This window comes from Caulobacter sp. GW821-FHT09B11 (assembly GCF_059418205.1).
This window is the reverse complement of the sequence record NZ_JBWKPK010000028.1, coordinates 22,260-39,208: the sequence shown is the minus strand read 5'-3', so window position 1 is coordinate 39,208 and position 16,949 is coordinate 22,260. Positions and strand designations below refer to the sequence as shown.

At 70.0% G+C, this 16,949-nt stretch carries 16 protein-coding genes; 6 read left to right on the top strand and 10 right to left on the bottom strand.

The window, feature by feature from the left end:
* Nucleotides 1–29 precede the first annotated feature (29 nt).
* A complete protein-coding gene (locus AC07N1_RS19220) occupies nt 30–1,061 on the top strand; it encodes a ligase-associated DNA damage response exonuclease (RefSeq protein WP_494673242.1) in 1,032 nt (343 codons plus the stop codon).
* Nucleotides 1,062–1,071: 10 nt separating this feature from the next.
* Here AC07N1_RS19220 and AC07N1_RS19215 read toward each other — a convergent pair whose 3' ends face one another.
* Nucleotides 1,072–2,052 carry a DUF2167 domain-containing protein gene (locus AC07N1_RS19215; protein ID WP_494673241.1) on the bottom strand — a complete coding sequence of 327 codons (981 nt, stop codon included), beginning with the start codon at nt 2,050–2,052 and terminating at the stop codon, nt 1,072–1,074.
* Nucleotides 2,053–2,133: 81 nt separating this feature from the next.
* Here AC07N1_RS19215 and AC07N1_RS19210 point away from each other — a divergent pair, with 81 nt between their 5' ends.
* The gene (locus AC07N1_RS19210) at nt 2,134–2,835 is read left to right on the top strand and encodes a hypothetical protein (RefSeq protein ID WP_494673240.1); all 702 of its coding nucleotides are present in this window, start codon (nt 2,134–2,136) and stop codon (nt 2,833–2,835) included.
* Nucleotides 2,836–2,839: 4 nt separating this feature from the next.
* On the opposite strand, the gene AC07N1_RS19205 is transcribed toward AC07N1_RS19210, so the two are convergent.
* Nucleotides 2,840–3,256 carry a PaaI family thioesterase gene (locus tag AC07N1_RS19205; RefSeq protein ID WP_494673239.1) on the bottom strand — a complete coding sequence of 139 codons (417 nt, stop codon included), beginning with the start codon at nt 3,254–3,256 and terminating at the stop codon, nt 2,840–2,842.
* A 106-nt stretch (nt 3,257–3,362) separates the two neighbouring features.
* Here AC07N1_RS19205 and AC07N1_RS19200 point away from each other — a divergent pair, with 106 nt between their 5' ends.
* The 3 genes from AC07N1_RS19200 to AC07N1_RS19190 all read left to right on the top strand — a co-directional run bounded on the left by AC07N1_RS19200 (nt 3,363) and on the right by AC07N1_RS19190 (nt 8,162).
* Nucleotides 3,363–4,967, top strand: a complete 1,605-nt coding sequence (locus AC07N1_RS19200; protein ID WP_494673238.1) for a cisplatin damage response ATP-dependent DNA ligase — start codon at nt 3,363–3,365, stop codon at nt 4,965–4,967.
* A 139-nt stretch (nt 4,968–5,106) separates the two neighbouring features.
* A complete protein-coding gene (locus AC07N1_RS19195) occupies nt 5,107–6,816 on the top strand; it encodes a type I secretion system permease/ATPase (RefSeq protein ID WP_494673237.1) in 1,710 nt (569 codons plus the stop codon).
* A complete protein-coding gene (locus AC07N1_RS19190; RefSeq protein WP_494673236.1) occupies nt 6,813–8,162 on the top strand; it encodes an HlyD family type I secretion periplasmic adaptor subunit in 1,350 nt (449 codons plus the stop codon). The genes AC07N1_RS19195 and AC07N1_RS19190 overlap by 4 nt, the downstream gene beginning before the upstream one ends.
* Before the next feature lie 30 nt (nt 8,163–8,192).
* On the opposite strand, the gene AC07N1_RS19185 is transcribed toward AC07N1_RS19190, so the two are convergent.
* The 4 genes from AC07N1_RS19185 to AC07N1_RS19170 form a co-directional block, all read right to left on the bottom strand.
* Complete coding sequence (locus tag AC07N1_RS19185; RefSeq protein WP_494673276.1) at nt 8,193–9,410, bottom strand: multidrug effflux MFS transporter; 1,218 nt, start codon at nt 9,408–9,410, stop codon at nt 8,193–8,195.
* 179 nt (nt 9,411–9,589) lie between these two features.
* The gene (locus AC07N1_RS19180; RefSeq protein ID WP_494673235.1) at nt 9,590–10,474 is read right to left on the bottom strand and encodes a hypothetical protein; all 885 of its coding nucleotides are present in this window, start codon (nt 10,472–10,474) and stop codon (nt 9,590–9,592) included.
* Nucleotides 10,474–11,250: a hypothetical protein gene (locus tag AC07N1_RS19175; RefSeq protein WP_494673234.1), complete on the bottom strand. Its 777-nt coding sequence runs from the start codon at nt 11,248–11,250 to the stop codon at nt 10,474–10,476. Before AC07N1_RS19175 ends, AC07N1_RS19180 begins: the two co-directional genes overlap by 1 nt.
* Before the next feature lie 66 nt (nt 11,251–11,316).
* Nucleotides 11,317–12,477: a DegT/DnrJ/EryC1/StrS family aminotransferase gene (locus AC07N1_RS19170; protein WP_494673233.1), complete on the bottom strand. Its 1,161-nt coding sequence runs from the start codon at nt 12,475–12,477 to the stop codon at nt 11,317–11,319.
* Between the two features lie 313 nt (nt 12,478–12,790).
* On the opposite strand from AC07N1_RS19170, the gene AC07N1_RS19165 reads away from it, so the two are divergent.
* Nucleotides 12,791–13,774 carry a mechanosensitive ion channel family protein gene (locus AC07N1_RS19165; RefSeq protein WP_494673232.1) on the top strand — a complete coding sequence of 328 codons (984 nt, stop codon included), beginning with the start codon at nt 12,791–12,793 and terminating at the stop codon, nt 13,772–13,774.
* Here AC07N1_RS19165 and AC07N1_RS19160 read toward each other — a convergent pair.
* From AC07N1_RS19160 to AC07N1_RS19145, 4 genes are read right to left on the bottom strand one after another with little or no spacing between them, the layout of a single operon-like run.
* Nucleotides 13,701–14,876, bottom strand: coding sequence for a trans-sulfuration enzyme family protein (locus AC07N1_RS19160; RefSeq protein ID WP_494673231.1), 1,176 nt, complete (start codon nt 14,874–14,876; stop codon nt 13,701–13,703). The two genes, AC07N1_RS19165 and AC07N1_RS19160, sit on opposite strands and share 74 nt — an antisense overlap.
* 12 nt (nt 14,877–14,888) lie before the next feature.
* Nucleotides 14,889–15,194 (bottom strand): type II toxin-antitoxin system RelE/ParE family toxin, encoded by a 306-nt coding sequence (locus AC07N1_RS19155; protein WP_494673230.1) that lies wholly within the window; start codon nt 15,192–15,194, stop codon nt 14,889–14,891.
* Nucleotides 15,195–15,452, bottom strand: a complete 258-nt coding sequence (locus AC07N1_RS19150) for a type II toxin-antitoxin system ParD family antitoxin (protein WP_494673229.1) — start codon at nt 15,450–15,452, stop codon at nt 15,195–15,197.
* Between the two features lie 58 nt (nt 15,453–15,510).
* On the bottom strand, nt 15,511–16,911 hold the full coding sequence (locus tag AC07N1_RS19145; RefSeq protein ID WP_494673228.1) for a pyridoxal-phosphate dependent enzyme: 1,401 nt from the start codon (nt 16,909–16,911) through the stop codon (nt 15,511–15,513).
* Nucleotides 16,912–16,949 lie beyond the last annotated feature (38 nt).

Genomic DNA, 16,949 nt, shown 5'->3' with positions numbered 1-16,949 from the left:
TTGGAGGGATAGGCTTACAGGATCGCGCGTTGTCTTATCCAGCCGTGATCAAGCCGCAGGATGTTCTCTGTCCGAAGCCCGCCGGGCTCTACTGCCCGCCCGGCGACTTCTATATCGACCCGGTCCGCGAGGTGGACAGGGCGGTGATCACCCATGGCCATTCCGATCACGCCCGCGCCGGCCACGGGATGGTGGCGGCGACGCCCGAAACCCTGGCGATCATGGCCGAACGCTATGGCGAGGACTTCACCGGCCAGCGCCAGGCCGTTCCCTACGGCGAAAGCTTCACCCACAACGGCGTCGAGGTAAGCCTCGTCCCCGCCGGCCACGTGCTGGGCTCGGCCCAGGCGGTGGTGCGCTGGAAGGGCCTGACCATCGTCGTCTCCGGCGACTACAAGCGCCGCCGCGATCCCACCTGCGCGCGGTTCGAGCCCGTGCCGTGCGACGTCTTCGTCACCGAGGCCACCTTCGGCCTGCCGGTCTTCCGCCATCCCGACGACAAGGGCGAGATCGCCGCCCTGCTGAAATCGGTCGAGCAGTTCCCCGAGCGCGCCCACATCGTCGGCGCCTACGCCCTGGGCAAGGCCCAGCGGGTGATCAGCCTGCTGCGCGAGGCTGGCTGGGACAAGACGATCCACGTGCACGGGGCCATGGAGCGGCTGAACCGGCTCTACGAGGCCCACGGCGTCGATCTTGGCCCCCTGGCGCCGGCGACCACCGAGCGTGGCAAGACGGGCGACTTCGCGGGAAGCATCATCGTCGCCCCGCCCTCGGCCCTGGCCGACCGCTGGAGCCGGCGCTTTCCCGATCCGGTCGACTGCTTCGCCAGCGGCTGGATGCGGGTGCGGGCCCGCGCCCGGCAACGAGGCGTGGAACTGCCGCTGATCATCTCCGACCACGCCGACTGGGACGAGCTGACCGACACCCTGGCCGAGCTGCGGCCCGGCGAGGTGTGGATCACCCACGGCCGCGAGGAGGCCCTGGAGCGCTGGTGCGCCCTGGAGGGCATCCCCGCCCGCGCCCTGCGCCTCGTCGGCTACGACGAGGACGACGGGGAGTAGGGCGCTCCGATCAGGAGATCAGGTCGGGTCCCGACGGCGGCGGGGAGCCGCTTTTGGCCTTCTTGCCGCCGCCGAACTTGTTGCGGAACCAGGTCACCAGGCCCCCGAAGGCGGCGATGATCAGCACGATCCCCTTCTTGCCGAAGGCGATCAGCAGGGCCAGCAGGCCGAACTTCTTGGCCGCCGCCACGCCCGCGCCGGCGGCGATCAGGCCGGCGACGCCGAACTCGGCGACCTTGTCCTCGCCCTTCTTGAAGTCGGCATAGCGCGAGCCCTGGTCGAACTGGGCGGTGGCGGCGATGCGGCCGGACATCTCGTGCAGCTCGGGCAGGGCCTCGGGCGCGGCCACGGCGTTCAGGCTGATGACGCCTTTGCGGCCCAGCACGCGGATGTCGTAGTTCAGCGAGTGGGCCTCGCCGCGGCCGATCTCCAGGTCGCGGGCCCAGATCAGCACATGCTTGCCGGCGTCATAGCTGGGCCGCTCGGCCCAGCCCGCTAAGTGGATGGCCTTGTAGCCCGCCTTCTCGCGCGAGGCGTTCTCCTCGTCCTCGCCCTGGCGCAGGTCGACCAGCAACTTGTCGTAGTCGGTGGTCTTGGCGTCCTCGTCCGAGACGTAGCCGACGTCCTGGTAGGTGACGATGACGCCCCACGACTCGTCGTCCAGCGGCTTGAAGCGGGCCGGCAGGATCATGCCCAGCACGCCCTCGGCCACGTCCGGCGGGTTGCCCCAGCCCTCGGTCAGCACGCGGCGGGCGGCGGCGGCGTCGAGAAAGTAGAAGTCCGGACCCAGGTCCAGCGTGGCCTTGCCTTCGCTCAGCGACACCTTGCCCGTGCGGCGCGGCAGGTTGTCCTGCCAGCTGATGTCCGGCTTGCCGGCGACGACTTCCGGGTCGGCGGCCAGGGCGGCGGTGGGCAGGATCATCGCCGGCAGCAGGGCGGCGGGCAGGGCGACCGAGACGACGGCCGCGGCGGTGGTCGTGAAATGACGCATGAATTGTTCCCCCGAACATACTAGCGCTTAGCTATAGCCGGGCCGCGGGGACCGGCAAGGGGGCGAGAGATGGCGAAAGGCATGATGAGGCTCGAGGCGGGCAAGGTGGTCGAGACCCTCGATCACCTGCATGCGCGGATCTCGGAGCGGTTTCCGGCCTCGGGCCTGTCGCGGGTCTGCGCGCGGCTGACGGCGACGGCGCGGGAGACGGCCAAGCGGGCGCGGCGGCTGTCGCGACCCTATCTGGCCCTGCGTCTGCCGGTGGCGGCGATCGTCCTGACGGCTCTCGCCCTGCCGACCTGGCTGATCGTCCGGATGGACTGGCTGGCCGGCCTGCGCGGGGCCGACGTGCTGCATGTGGCCGAGGGCCTGGAGCCGGCGGTGAACCTGGCCCTGCTGTCGGCCGGCGCGGTGTGGTTCCTGCTGTCGCTGGAGGCCCGCTGGAAGCGCGCCCGCGTGCACAAGGCGCTGCACGAGCTGCGCTCCTTCGCCCACGTGGTCGACATGCACCAGCTGACCAAGGACCCCACCCTGGTGATGGGGCCGCGCACGGCCTCCTCGCCCGCCCGCGAGATGAGCCGCTTCGAGCTGGCCCGCTATCTCGACTACTGCGCCGAGATGCTGGCCCTGACGGCCAAGCTGGCCGCGCTCTACGCCGGCGAGAACGACGACCCGGCGATCCTGGCGGCCGTCAACGACATCGAGACCCTGACCTCCGACCTCGGCCGCAAGATATGGCAGAAGATCATGATCCTGGGACAGCTGGACGAGGCGAAGGCCTAGAGCCTCACACCACCTTGAACGTGCCCCGCGCCCTGGCCACCGGCTTGCCGTCGGCGCGGACGGTGGCCTCGGCGTAGCAGAGGCTCTTGCCGGGTTTGATGAAGTCGGTGTCGAAGTCCAGCCATTGGCCAAGGCTCGGCGCCGCCAGATAGTCGACCCCCAGCGAGACGGTGACGAAGCCGTTGAAGGCCAGGCCCTCGCGGCGCATCCGCACCCCGCACGACAGGCCCATGGCGTTGTCGGCCAGGGCGGCGATCAGGCCGCCGTGCGGTCCGCCGCGCGAATTGGCGTGGACTTCGCGAGCCTCCAGCCCCAGCACCCAGCGGTCGTCGCGCACGTCGGCGTAGATCGGCTCCCAGGGCGCGGTCAGGGGGCTGGCGCGGGTGTGCGGGACGAAGGGTTCGGGCGGCTGGAACGTCATGGTCGTCTCCGAGGCCAGGCTCTGCATCGAGTTAAACGAATGTTTGAATTGGGTGCAAGCCGCGCCATGGCTTGAACCTGCGCCCGGGCGCGACATTCTCTGCTCTATGCGCGCCTTCGCCCATCTTCTCGACCGCCTGTCGCTGACGGCCTCGCGCAACGCCAAGCTGACCCTGATCGAGGACTTCCTGCGCGGGACCCCCGATCCCGATCGCGGCTACGCCCTGGCGGCCCTGACCGGCGCCCTGTCGTTCGACGCCGCCAAGCCGGCCTTCATCCGCAAGGCCGTCGAGGCGCGGATGGACGCCCAGCTGTTCGCCTGGTCCTACGACTATGTCGGGGACCTGGCCGAGACCGTCGCCCTGGTCTGGCCCGAGCGGCCCGGCGCCAATCGCGAGCCGGAGCTGTCGGAGGTGGTCGAGGCGCTGAAGACGACGTCGCGCGCCCAGGCCCAGCAGCTGATCGAAGGCTGGCTCGACGCGTTGGACGCCGACGGTCGCTGGGCGCTGCTCAAGCTGATGACCGGCGGCCTGCGGGTGGGGGTGTCGTCGCGCCTGGCCAAGCAGGCCTGCGCCAATCTGGGCGGCGTGCCGATCGGCGAGATCGAGGAGGTCTGGCACGCGATCGAGCCGCCCTATGGCGACCTCTTCGCCTGGCTGGAGGGACGGTCCGAGCGGCCCTCGCCCGACGCCCCGGGGCGCTTCAGGCCGGTGATGCTGGCCCAGGCCATCGACGAGGCCGTGGATTTCGAGAAGCTCAAGGCCGCCGACTACGCCGCCGAATGGAAATGGGACGGCATCCGCGTGCAGGCGGTCAGCGAGCGCGGCGAGCGGCGGCTCTACACCCGCACCGGCGACGACATCTCGGCGACCTTCCCCGACGTGCTCGATGCGCTGGATTTCGAGGGGGCGCTGGATGGCGAGCTGCTGGTGATGCGGGGCGGCGCGATCGCCAGCTTCGGTGATTTGCAGCAACGGCTGAACCGCAAGACCGTCGACGCCAAGCTGACGGCCGCCTATCCGGCCGGGATCCGCGCCTACGACCTGCTGCTCGACGGCGAGGAGGATCTGCGGAGCCTGCCGTTCGTCGAGCGCCGCCAGCGCCTGGAGGCCTTCGTCGGCGGGCTGAAGACGTCGCGGATCGATCTCTCTCCGCTCCAGCCCTTCGATAGCTGGGAGGAACTGGCCGCTCTGCGCGCCGATCCGCCGGCCGGCGATCCGGCCATCGCCGAGGGCCTGATGCTCAAGCGCTGGGACAGTGCCTACGAGCCCGGCCGTCCCAAGGGGCCGTGGTTCAAGTGGAAGCGCGACCCGCACCTGGTCGATGCGGTGTTGATGTACGCCCAGCGCGGCCACGGCAAGCGGTCGAGCTTCTATTCCGACTACACCTTCGGCGTCTGGCGCGAGGACGAGACCGGCGAGCGCAAGCTGACCCCGGTCGGCAAGGCCTATTTCGGCTTCACCGACGAGGAGCTGAAGCAGATCGACAAGTTCGTGCGCGACAACACCGTCGAGCGGTTCGGGCCGGTGCGCTCGGTGCGCGCCGACCTGGAGTTCGGCCTGGTGTTCGAGGTGGCGTTCGAGGGGCTGCAACGCTCGACCCGGCACAAGTCGGGCGTGGCCATGCGGTTTCCGCGCATCAACCGCATCCGCTGGGACAAGCCGGCGCGCGAGGCCGACGAACTGGCCGCCCTGGAGCGGATGCTGGAATGAACCGATGTCGGCGCGATCGGGCGGCTCAACCCTAGGGTCCGATGCGATGCCCTCTTGCGCGTAACTCAAGCTCCGCTAAGGCGTTGTGCAGCCGGGGGGCGGCGGCTTCGCCACGCCGGGGCGAGCATTGGAGCAGGGTGTGAAGTCGTTGTCTGGTCCGCTCGCTGAGGTCCTTCGGGCCTGCCGGCCGCATTTCGTGGCGACGGCGGTGTTCAGCGCCCTGCTCAATCTGCTCTATCTGGCGCCGACCCTGTTCATGCTGCAGGTCTACGACCGCGTCGTGCCGACCAGCGGCCACCTGACCCTGCTGTACCTCACCGTGGTGGCGATGCTGGCCCTGGCCACCCTGGCGGCGCTCGACGCGGTCCGCGCCCGGCTGATGACGCTGGCCGGCCTGCGGCTCGACCGCCTGCTGGCCCCGGTCATCCTGCGCCGCCTGATCATGACCCGCGCCGGATCGGCCCAGGGCATGCGGGACTTCGACCTGCTGCGCCAGGCGCTGTCGGGCTCCACCGCCCTGGCCGTCCTCGATGCGCCCTGGGCGCCGATCTACGTGCTGATCGCCTTCATGGTCCATCCGGCGATCGGCGCCATGGCGCTGGCCGGGGCGGCGGTGCTGCTGGGCCTGGCCGTGCTCAACGAGCGGGCCACCCGCGTTTCGGCCAAGGCGTCGCTGGAGGCCCAGGCCGCCGCCTACGCCGCCCAGGACGCCGCCGCCCGCAACGCCGAGGTCGTGCGCTCGCTGGGCATGCAGCGGGCCATGGAAGCCCGGCAGCTGGAGCAGCGCTCGACCGGGCTCGACCTGGCGGCGCGCACCCAGATGGCCGGCGGCGGCTACGCGGCCGCCACAAAGTTCGCGCGCCTGGCTCTGCAATCCCTGGCCCTGGCCCTGGGCGCCTGGCTGGCGATCGAGCGGCAGATCTCGGCCGGGGCGATCATCGCCTCGTCCGTGCTGATCAGCCGGGCCCTGCAACCGGTCGAGCAGATCGTCGGCGCCTGGGGCGTCGTCAGCCAGGCCCGCAACGCCCTCTCGAACGTGGTCGCCCTGCTCGACACCTCGGCCGATCGCCCCGCCGGCACCGTGCTGCCGACGCCCAGCGGCGACGTCCGCCTGGAGCAGGTGGTCGTCCGCGGCCGCGAGGGCCAGCTGCTGCTGCGCGGCGTGAGCCTCAACCTCGTTCCCGGCGAGATCCTGGGGATCCTGGGTCCCAGCGGCGCGGGCAAGACCACCCTGGCCCGGGTCGCGGCCGGCGCCTTGGCGCCCGATTCCGGCACGGCCCGGATCGACCAGGCCAACTACGCCGACTGGGAGCCCGACCGCCTGGGCCGCCTGATCGGCTATGTGCCGCAGGATCCGTCGCTGATGGTGGGGTCGGTGCGCGACAACATCTCGCGCTTCGCCGGCTGGATCGAGGACGATGCGACCCTGATCGACACCGAGACCGTCAACGCGGCCAAGTCGGCGGGCGTGCACGAACTCGTCCTGCGGCTGCCGCATGGCTACGACACCGAGCTCGGCGTCGGCGGGCGCGGCCTTTCGGCCGGCCAGTCGCAGCGCATCGCCCTGGCGCGCGCGCTCTACGGCGCCCCGCCGGTGCTGATCCTGGACGAGCCCAATTCGGCGCTCGACGCCGACGGCGAGACCGCCCTGGCCAACGCCCTGTCCGACGCGCGGCGGCGCGGCTCCGCCATCATGATCATCGCCCACCGCAGCGGCATCCTCGGCATCGCCGACCGGCTGGCGGTGATGCGCGACGGCCAGATCGAACGCATCGGGCCGCGCGACAAGGTGATCGCCGAACTCAACGCCCTCGCCAATCCGCCCAAGCCCAAGGTGGTCAAGCCATGAGCCGCTCCATCGCTCTTCCCCGGAGCGCGCCGCGCGCCATGGCCGACGACCCCAGGCGGATGATCATCGTCGGGGCGGCGATCTCGGGCTTCTTCTTCGTCGGCTTTCTCGGTTGGGCCGCGCTGACCCCGCTCGACGCGGGCGCCTATGCGCCGGGGTCCATCGTCGTGGCCGGCAACCGCCAGGCGGTGCAGCATCGCGAAGGCGGCGTGGTCACCGCGCTCAAGGTCCAGGAGGGCGAGGTGGTCGGCCGCGGCCAGGCGCTGGTCGAGATCTCCGACAGCGAGATCAAGGCCTCCGAGCGCGGCCTGGCCGGCGAGGTCCTGACCCTGCTGGCCCAGCGCGCCCGCCTGGTCGCCGAACGCGACGACAAGGCCGTCTTCGCCGCGCCGGTCGAGTTCGCCTCGCTGTCGCCCGAGGACCGTTTCCTGGCCGACGAGTCGATGAAGCTGCAACGTCTGCAGTTCCAGGCCCGCCGCCAGGCCCTCGACACCCAGCGCGGGGTCCTGGGCCAGCGCGTGCTGCAGCTGACCGAACAGGCCGGCGGCTCCGAACGCCAGCTCAAGGCCAACGTCACCCAGCAGGACCTGATCGAAGAAGAGTACCAGGGCGTCAAGGAGCTGGCCGACAAGGGCTATGCCCCCAAGACCCGGCTGCTGGCGCTCAAGCGGGCCGAGGCGTCGCTGGAGGGCGAGAACGGCGCCCACCGGGCGCAGATCGCCCGCTCGGGCGAGGCCATCGGCGAGACCCGCCTGCAGATCATCTCGCTGAACCGCCAGCGCGCCGAGGAAGTGGCCGGCCAGCTGCGGGACGTCCAGGTCCGGCTCGACGACCTGCAGCCGAAGTGGGGCGCGGTCCGCGAACAGCTGGCCCGCACGGTGATCCGCGCGCCGGCCGGCGGCAAGGTGGTCGGCCTGACGGTGTTCACGGTCGGCGGCGTGATCGCGCCGGGCCAGACCCTGATGGAGATCGTGCCGCAGGATCGCGAGCTGGTGATCCAGGCCCAGGTGTCGCCGGGCGACGCCGACGACCTGCGCCTGGGCCAGACGACGCAGGTGCGCTTCAGCTCGCTGCACGAGCGCAACCTGCCGATCCTCAAGGGCGTGCTGACCAAGCTCTCGGCCGACAGCTTCACCGACGAAAAGAGCGGCACGCGCTACTTTCGCGCCGAGGTGAAGGTGCCGGCCGACGAGATGGCCAAGATCACCGCCGTCCGCGGCGCCCAGGCCGGCATCCAGCCGGGCCTGCCGGTGGAGGTGATCGTGCCGCTGCGCCGCCGCACGGCGCTGGACTACCTGGTCGAACCGCTGGTCCAGACCTTCTGGCGGGCCGGACGCGAGCACTGAGCCCCGGAGGGCGCGCGCGTCCGGATCGCCCTAGTGGGCCATGTCCGGCGCGTCGCCGCCGGGGCCGGTCTGGAACAGCCTGCCCTTCTCGGTGACCAGCACGACCAGCAGGCCGGCCAGGCCGAAGCCGAAGAAGCCCAGGGTCAGCGGCCCGACCGTGCCGTCGAACAGCTGACCGATCATGAAGCCGCCCAGGGCCCCGCCGATGGTGGTGATGAACCCTTGGATCGAGGCGGCCGCGCCGGCGATGTGGCCCAGAGGCTCCATGGCCACCGCGCCGAAGTTCGACATCACCAGGCCGAAGCAGAACATCATCGACCCCTGCAGCAGGGCGAAGGTCCAGACCGTCTCGTGGCCGGTGTGGGCGACGATGGCGTGGATCCCGGCGAAGGCGATGAAGCCCAGAAGCGCCCCGTGCGAGACCTTGCGCATGCCCAGCCGTTCGACGATGCGGGCGTTGACCAGCGAGGCCACGGCGATGCCGCCGGCGATCCCGGCGAAGATCAGGGTGAACCACTCGCCCGCGCCCAGGGCGTCGACGAACACCTGCTGGGCCGAGTTGATGAAGCCGAACAGGCCGGCCAGCACCAGGGTGGCGGCGATGGTGTAGCCGATGGCCGTCCGCTCGGTCAGGGCCTGGCGGAAGGCCGAGAGGATGGCCTTGGCCGAGATCGGCGTGCGGTCCTCCGGGTGCAGGGTCTCGGGCAGCTTCAGGGCGGTCCATGCGATCACGGCCGCGCCGAACAGCGCCATGACGCCGAAGATCCAGCGCCAGGGCGCGACCAGCACGATGGCCTGGCCGATCGAGGGAGCCAGGATCGGCACGGCCAGGAAGACGATGAACGACAGCGACATGACCTGGGCCATGCGGCGGCCCGAATAGCAGTCGCGGACGATGGAGACGGCCAGCACCCGGGTGGCGGCCGCGCCGACCCCGGTCAGGGCCCGGGCGACCAGCAGCATCTCGAACGAGGTCGTCAGGGCGCAGGCCAGGCTGAACAGCACGTAGAGCGTCAGGCCCGCCAGCAGCACGGGCTTGCGGCCGTAGCGGTCGGCCAGCGAGCCGTAGGCGATCTGCGCCACGCCGAAGCCCAGCAGATAGGCGGTGATCACCCACTGGCGCTCGTTGTCGGCGGTCAGGCCGAGGCTGGCGCTGATCTGCGGCAGGGCCGGCAGCATGGAGTCGATGGCCAGGGCGTTGGTGGCCATCATCGCCGCGATCAGGGCGACGAACTGCACGAAGCCCATGCCCTTGTGCGGAGAGGTCCCCGGCGAGGCCGGGGGCGACACCCGGGGCATGGCGGCGGTGGTGTCTTTGGGCATGACGCGATCTCTTCGGCCGTGGACGCGCGAGGCGCCGGCCGGCGCGAAACGCAACGGGCGGCATATAGGTCGCGCGGCGGCGCCCGCCAACCGAGAGATTTACGCTAGGGCGCCATCAGCAGCTGGATGCTGAGGGTCTGGCCGTCGCCGACCCGCGAGGCGCCTTCCTGCGACTGGCCCACGCTGGCCACCCGCAGCAGGGGCTGCGAGCCGGGGTCGCCGGGCGGGGCGCTGCGCAGCGCGCCGAGCACCGGCTGGGCGGCGGTCAGGGCTCGGTGCAGGGCGACCGAACGCTGCAACGCCAGGGCCGCGGCCTGCTGACCCTCGGGCGTGAAGGCGTCGAGGCTGGTCTGGCCCAGCACGTTGACCAGCGCCAGCTTGGCCTCGCCCTCGGGACAGGCCGCGCTGGCGGACCCGCCGTAGGCCAGGCAGGGCAGGCGCTTGGCCAGGGCGGCGGCGACGTCGTCGGCGATCTTGCGGCCTTCGGTCGACAGGGTCGCCGAGCCGGGCTCGAACAGCTGCTCGGCCTTGAACGACAGCACGCCGCCGCTGGTGTCGCCGGTCAGCGGCGCGCCGGCGTCGCGCAGGTCGGCGTCCAGGAAGCCCATCAGGGCGCGCTGGGCGTCGCCGGCGGCCAGCGTCGAGGCCGCGCCCTTGGCGGGCGGGGCGTAGGAGAAGCAGCGGCGGTCGGATCCGCTTCCGCCGATGGCGCTTTCGGGCACGCACAGCACGCGGGCCTTGTCGTCGACCTCGACGGTGACCTCACGCGGGGTCAGGGCCGTGGCGGTCTGCAGCAGGGCCGCCGTCTCGGGATGCTTGGCCTCGGTCAGCGCCTTGGTCGACTGGCGGTACTGCAGGGCGAAGTAGCTGAGCATGATGATGAAGATGAAGATCACCCCGACCATCATGTCGGTCATCGAGACGTAGTAGCTTTCGCCTTCCTCGAGGTCGGGCGCGCGGCGCCGGCGGGCGCGGGCCAGGACCGCCATCAGGCCAGGCTCGATGTGGCAACTTGGGCGGCGCGGGGCGCGGGGCCCGCCGCCAGGGCGGCCTCGATCCGCGACAGCACGGCCAGCTGCTCCAGCATGACCTTTTCGGGCGGGGCGAAGCGCACGCAGCTGTCGAGCAGGGCGAAGAAGTGGGCTTCCAGCGACTCGATCGCCTTGCGCCGCCCCCGCGCCGCCAGGCGCAGGATGATCGAGCCCAGCACGCCGGCGATCGAGGTCCAGAACTTGGTGGCCGCCACGGCCAGCAGGTTCATCAGCGCCGCCTGCATGCCCGCGCCGCCCTGGCGCTGCATGGCGTCGACCGCCTCGGTCAGGGCCGCGACGATGCCCATGAAGGTGATGACCAGGCCGATGGCGACCAGCAGGTTGGCCCACCATTCGAGGGTGCGGGCCGGACCGTCGGCGTGGTCGAAGACGTCGACGGCGTGGATCGACGAGGCCAGGCGCCCATCGCCCGTCTCCGCCAGCTGGCCGCGATAGGCCGACCAGCCCAGTTCCAGCGTCGGATGGGCCGAGGCGCTCAGGCGGCTGTCGATGGTGGCGAAGGCGTCGGCGAAGGCCTTCTGCGGGTCCGATCCGCGTAGTTCCGACAGCAGGTCGCTACGCCGCCGCAGGTCGTCCTTCAGCGGCGCATATTCGAAATGGCCCGACTGGAAGATCAGGCCGACCGCCAGCGCCAGTATGGCGCCCGCCAGGATCAGCGCCGCGCTGGGGGCGCTGAACACCGTGACGACGAAGCTGGTGATCGGGTCGTGCATGCGGATCCTGGGCGGTGAGCGTCGGGCCCGACCATGCCGTTAGTTGCGGCCTCAATGAGGCGCAACTTAACCGTTGAAGCCGCGGATCGCCTCGATGATCACGGCCTGGTCAGCCTCGGGCAGATAAGGATGCATCGGCAGGGCCAGCACCGTCTGCGCCTTGGCCTCGGTCACCGGCAGGCCGCCCTCGCCGCGCGGGAAGGCCGCGTACGGCGCCTGCACGTGCATCGGGACGGGATAGTAGACGGCGGTCGGAACGCCCTTGGCCTTGAGGTGGGCGGCCAGGCCGTCGCGGTTCTCGTGCTCGATGACGTACTGGGCCCAGACCGAGACGCCGCCGTCGATGACGGCCGGCGTGGCCAGCACCTTGCCCTTCAGGCCGTCGGCGTAGCGGTCGGCCACCACCTGGCGCAGGTCGATCTCTTCCTGGAAGATGGCCAGCTTCTCGATCAGGATCGCCGCCTGGATGGTGTCGAGCCGCGAATTGATGCCGATGCGGGTGTTCAGGTACTTCGGGTCGTGGTCGAAGGTCTTGCCTTCGAGGTCCGGACCGACCGCCTTGCCGTGCACGCGGTAGCTGTCCATCAGGTCCCACAGACGGGCATCGTTGGTCAGCACCGCTCCGCCGTCGCCGTAGCAGCCCAGGGGCTTGGCCGGGAAGAAGCTGGTGGTGGCCACGTCGGCCCAATGCAGCGGGTGCTTGCCGTCGAGGGTGCAGCCGAAGCCCTGGGCGCTGTCGGAGATCAGCTTCAGGCCTTCTCGGTCGCAGATCGCCTTGATGGCCGGATAGTCGGCCGGCTGGCCGAACAGGTCGACGGCGATGACCACCTTGGGGGTCAGCTCGCCCTTGGCCTTCACGCCGGCGATGGCGGCTTCCAGCCTGGCCGGGTCGAGGTTGAAGGTATCGGGCAGCACGTCGACGAACACCGGCGTGGCGCCGACCCACGGCACGACTTCCGGCGTCGCGGCGAAGGTGAAGGACGGGCAGAACACCGCATCGCCCGGGCCAACGCCCCAGGCCATCAGCGGCAGGGCGATGGCGTCGGTGCCGTTTCCGCACGACAGGGCCAGCTTTGCCTGGCCGAAGGCGGCCAGTTGGGCTTCGAACTCGCGCACCTGCGGGCCCATGACATAGGCGCCGCTGTCCAGCACCTTGGCGATGGCGGCGTCGATCTTGTCGCGGATCCGGCGCTGCTGCGCGGCGAGGTCGATGAAGGGCATGCTCATGGGCGGGCTCTTAGAGGCGGCGCGGCTCGGGGACGAGCCAATTGATGTAACCGACTGTTTCTCGGCTGTCTGTCTCAGGATCCTTCTCCCCTTGCGGGAGAAGGTGGCGGTCGAAGGCCGTCGGATGAGGGGTCTCTCAAACACCGGACGCTTCACCCGGCCTCCCCGTCTTTGCGGCGGAAGGTTCTGAGAGACCCCTCACCCGACCTCGCTGCGCGAGGCCACCCTCTCCCGCAAGGGGAGAGGGGCTATGGGAACGAACCTTCACCGCGCTTCGTTGACCGGCCGGCGCGGGGGCGCCATCGAGAGATTCATGACCAAGCCCAGTACCGTACCCGCCGACCTGAACCTTCCATCCATCGCCAACATCAAGGCCGACGAGACCATGTTCGGGCATTTCCTCGACTGGCTGGGCAAGGTGGCCGTCAACCTGGTGGTGGCCGCCCTCATCCTGTTCGTCACCTTCTGGGCGGCCGGCTGGCTGGCCGGGGTGGCCAGGCGGGCGCTGAGCCGGGTGCATCGCACCAATCCCGACCCGACGCTGGAGAGCTTCGTCTCCTCGCTGGTGCGCTACGCCGTGGTCGCCATCGGCCTGGTGGCGGTGCTGCAGCAGCTGGGCGTGCAGGCGACCTCGATCATCGCCGTGCTGGGCGCGGCCTCGCTGGCCATCGGCCTGGCCTTGCAGGGCGCGCTGTCGAACGTGGCGGCCGGGGTGATGATCCTGCTGTTTCGCCCCTACCGCGTCGGCGACGTCATCGAGACGGCCACCCGTCAGGGCACGGTCAAGTCGCTCGATCTGCTGTTCACCGAGATCGCCACGCCCGACAACGTCAAGGTGATGATCCCCAACAGCAAGGTGTTCGGCGACGTCATCCTCAACTACTCGACCCACCGCAACCGCCGGGCCGACGTGCTGTTCAAGGTGCCGCTGAAGACCGACCTGGTGGCCGTTCTGCAGAAGATGCGCGAGCGGGCCGAGAGCGACCCGCGGGTGCGCAAGGACCCCGCGCCGATGATCGAGGTCGTCGACCTGTCGGAAGCCTTCGCCCAGGCCGCGATCCGCGTCTGGACGGCCAAGGAGGACTTCGGCCCGGTCAAGACCGACCTGATGCTGGCCGCCCACCTGTGGGCCGAGGATCCGACGCGCAGCTTGCCGCCCCCGCGTCCGTCCAAGGCGCCGGACCCGTCGCCGGCCATGCCCGGCGACAAGGACCATCACCTGTTCAGGCTGAAAGCGCCGAGGAGAGGTCGGAAATCAGATCCGAGCAGTCCTCGATCCCCACCGAAAGCCGGATGAGGGTGTCGCTGATCCCCAGCGCCTTGCGCTGATCGGCCGGGATCGAGGCGTGGGTCATGATCGCCGGATGCTCGATCAGGCTCTCGACCCCGCCCAGGCTCTCGGCCAGGGTGAACAGGCGCGTGCGCTCCAGCATCCGCCGCGCCGTCGCCTCGTCGCCCTTCAGCTCCACCGAGATGATGCCGCCGTAGCCGCCGTGCATCTGGCGGCGGGCGAGAGCGTGCTGGGGATGGCTTTCCAGGCCCGGATAGATCACCCGCTCGATGTCCTTGCGGGTGGCGAGCCACTGGGCGATCTCCAGGGCGCTGTCGCAGGCCCGCTGCATGCGCAGGGCCAGGGTCTTGACCCCCCGTAGGGCGAGGAAGCTGTCGAACGGCCCCAGCACCGCGCCGACGGCGTTCTGCAGGAACTTCAGCTTGTCGGCGATCTCGGCGTTGTCGCCGACCACGGCCACGCCCGCGACCACGTCGGAGTGGCCGTTCAGGTACTTGGTGGCCGAGTGCATGACGATGTCGAAGCCCAGCTCAAGCGGCCGCTGGACGTAGGGGCTGGCGAAGGTGTTGTCGGCGACGGTGATCAGGCCGCGGCGCTTGGCCAGGGCCGCGATGGCCTCCAGGTCGGCCAGGCGCAGCATCGGGTTGGTGGGCGTCTCGACCCAGATCATCTTCGTCTCGGGCCGGATCGCCGCCTCGATGGCCGAGACGTCGCCCATGTCGACGAAGCTGAACGACAGCCCCGCCGAGCGCTTGCGCACCTTGTCGAACAGCCGGAACGAGCCGCCGTAGAGGTCGTCGCTGGCGATCACGTGGGCGCCGCTGTCGAGGATCTCCAGGATCGTCGAGGCCGCCGCCAGGCCCGAGGCGAAGGCGAAGCCGGCGGTTCCGCTCTCCAGGTCGGCGATCGAGCGCTCGAAGGCGAAGCGGGTGGGGTTCTGGCTGCGGCTGTACTCGAAGCCCTTGTGCTCGCCCGGGCTCGACTGGACGTAGGTCGAGGTGGCGTAGATCGGCACCATGACGGCGCCGGTGCTGGGATCGGGAAACTGGCCGCCGTGGATCGTGCGGGTGGCGAAGGCCAGGCGGTTCTTGCCGGGGATGTCGGTCATGGAATCTCGACGTCAGAGGGATTTGAGGGCGTCGGCCAGGTCGCGGGCCTCGTGCAGCAGGCGTACGATCACTGGCGGCTTTCGAGACGGATTGTAGGCAAGGACGTAGGGAAATCCTTTCAGCCTGAACAGGCGAAAGGGCGGTCGAACAAGGTCCGGCTGCTCATGGCCGAGATAAGGATTCCGGCCCAGGGCGTCAGCGGCGGCCAGCATGGTCTCCGTCAGCCTCAGCGCCGCGCGAGGGCTATCGGCGGAAATCCAGTTCGAAGCGGCGAGAAGCTCTTGCCTAGCTTGCGGCGCGATCGTCGCCGGAGCCATCTATTTCACAGCTTCCCTGGCGGCCGTTTCTATCGCGGCCCTCATTTCCGCCGCGACTTCGGCGGCCGTGAAACAGCCGTCGCGATCAGCCTCCGCCATCGCCTCGTCCAGTGAATCGCTCAGCTGCTTGCGCCGTTCCTCCCGCTCCTGGAGTAGAGCAAGCGCCGCCTTGATCACCGCCCCGACATCTTCGTAGCGGCCGTCGGCGACGCAATCGCGGGCGAACTGCTCAAGATCGGGCTTCAGAGAGACTTCCATAATCGGACCCTAGGATAGAACCCCAGAATGACTCCGGCGGAACATTTCCGCAACGCCCTCACGCCTCCAGCCGCAGGTGGTTGAGCAGGTCCACCCGGGTGATGACGCCCAGGAATTCGTCGCCGTCGACCACCAGGGCCACCTCGTCGCGCTCGAAGACGTCGGGCAGGTCCTCGACGCCCTGATGGGCCTGCAGGGTGTTGACGTTGCGGGTCATGGCGTCGGCGACCGGGGTCTTGAAGCGGGCGCCGCGATGTTCGTCGCGCCCCTCGACGGCGGCCAGGATGTCGCTCTCGTCGAGAATGCCCACCAGCCTGCCGTGATCGACCACCGGCAGCTGGCTGATGTCGCTCGAGCGCATGCGGTTGTAGGCGGTCAGCAGGGTGTCGCCCGGGCCGATGGCGATGACCCCGCCGTCGGCGTAGCGCTTGGCGATCAGGTCGCGCAGGTCGCCGTGCAGTTCGCGCTGGTCGAAGCCGTGCGCGGCCAGCCACATGTCGTTGAACATCTTGGTCAGGTACTTGGCGCCGGTGTCGCAGACCAGGGTGACCACCCGCTTGGGCTGCGTCTGCTCGCGGCAATAGCGCAGGGCCGCCGCCAGCAGGGTGCCAGACGACGAGCCGGCCAGCACGCCCTCCTTGCGCAGCAGCAGGCGGGCGGTGTCGACGCTTTCGCGGTCGCTGATCGAATAGGCCTTGGAGACCAGGTCCATCTGGGCGTTGTCGGGGATGAAGTCCTCGCCGATGCCCTCGACGATCCACGAGCCGGCCTCGCCATAGGTCCCGGTCGCCACGTAGTCGCAGAGGATCGAGCCGACCGGATCGGCCAGTACCATCTTCGTCTTCGGCGACTGCTCGGCCATGTAGCGGCCCACGCCCGTCAGCGTGCCGCCCGAGCCGACGCCGACCACCACGGCGTCGACGTCGCCTTCCATCTGGGCGAGGATCTCGGGGCCGGTGCCCAGGTAGTGGGCGCGCGGATTGGCCGGGTTCTCGAACTGGTTGGCGTAGATCGCCCCGGGGATCGACTGGGCCAGGGCCTGGGCCATGTCCTGGTAGTATTCCGGGTGGCCCTTGCCGACGTCGCTGCGGGTCAGGCGCACGTCCACGCCCATGGCCCGCAGGTGCAGGATCTTTTCCCGCGCCATCTTGTCGGGGACGATCAGGATCAGCTTGTAGCCCTTCAGCGCCGCCACCTGGGCCAGGCCCAGGCCCGTGTTACCGGCCGTGGCCTCGATGATCGTGCCGCCGGGCTTCAATGAGCCGTCGGCCTCGGCCGCCTCGATCATCGAGCGGGCCACGCGATCCTTGATCGAGCCGCCGGGGTTCTGGTTCTCTAGCTTGAGAAACAGGCGGCAAAGGCCGGTGTCCAGGTTGCGCACCTCCAGCATCGGCGTCGAGCCGATCAGGTCGAGCGCGGAACCGGCGACCGGCGGGAGGGCGAATTTGGGGTCGTTCATGGCGCGACTCTGCGACAGGAAGAAAGGATCTCCTGTCT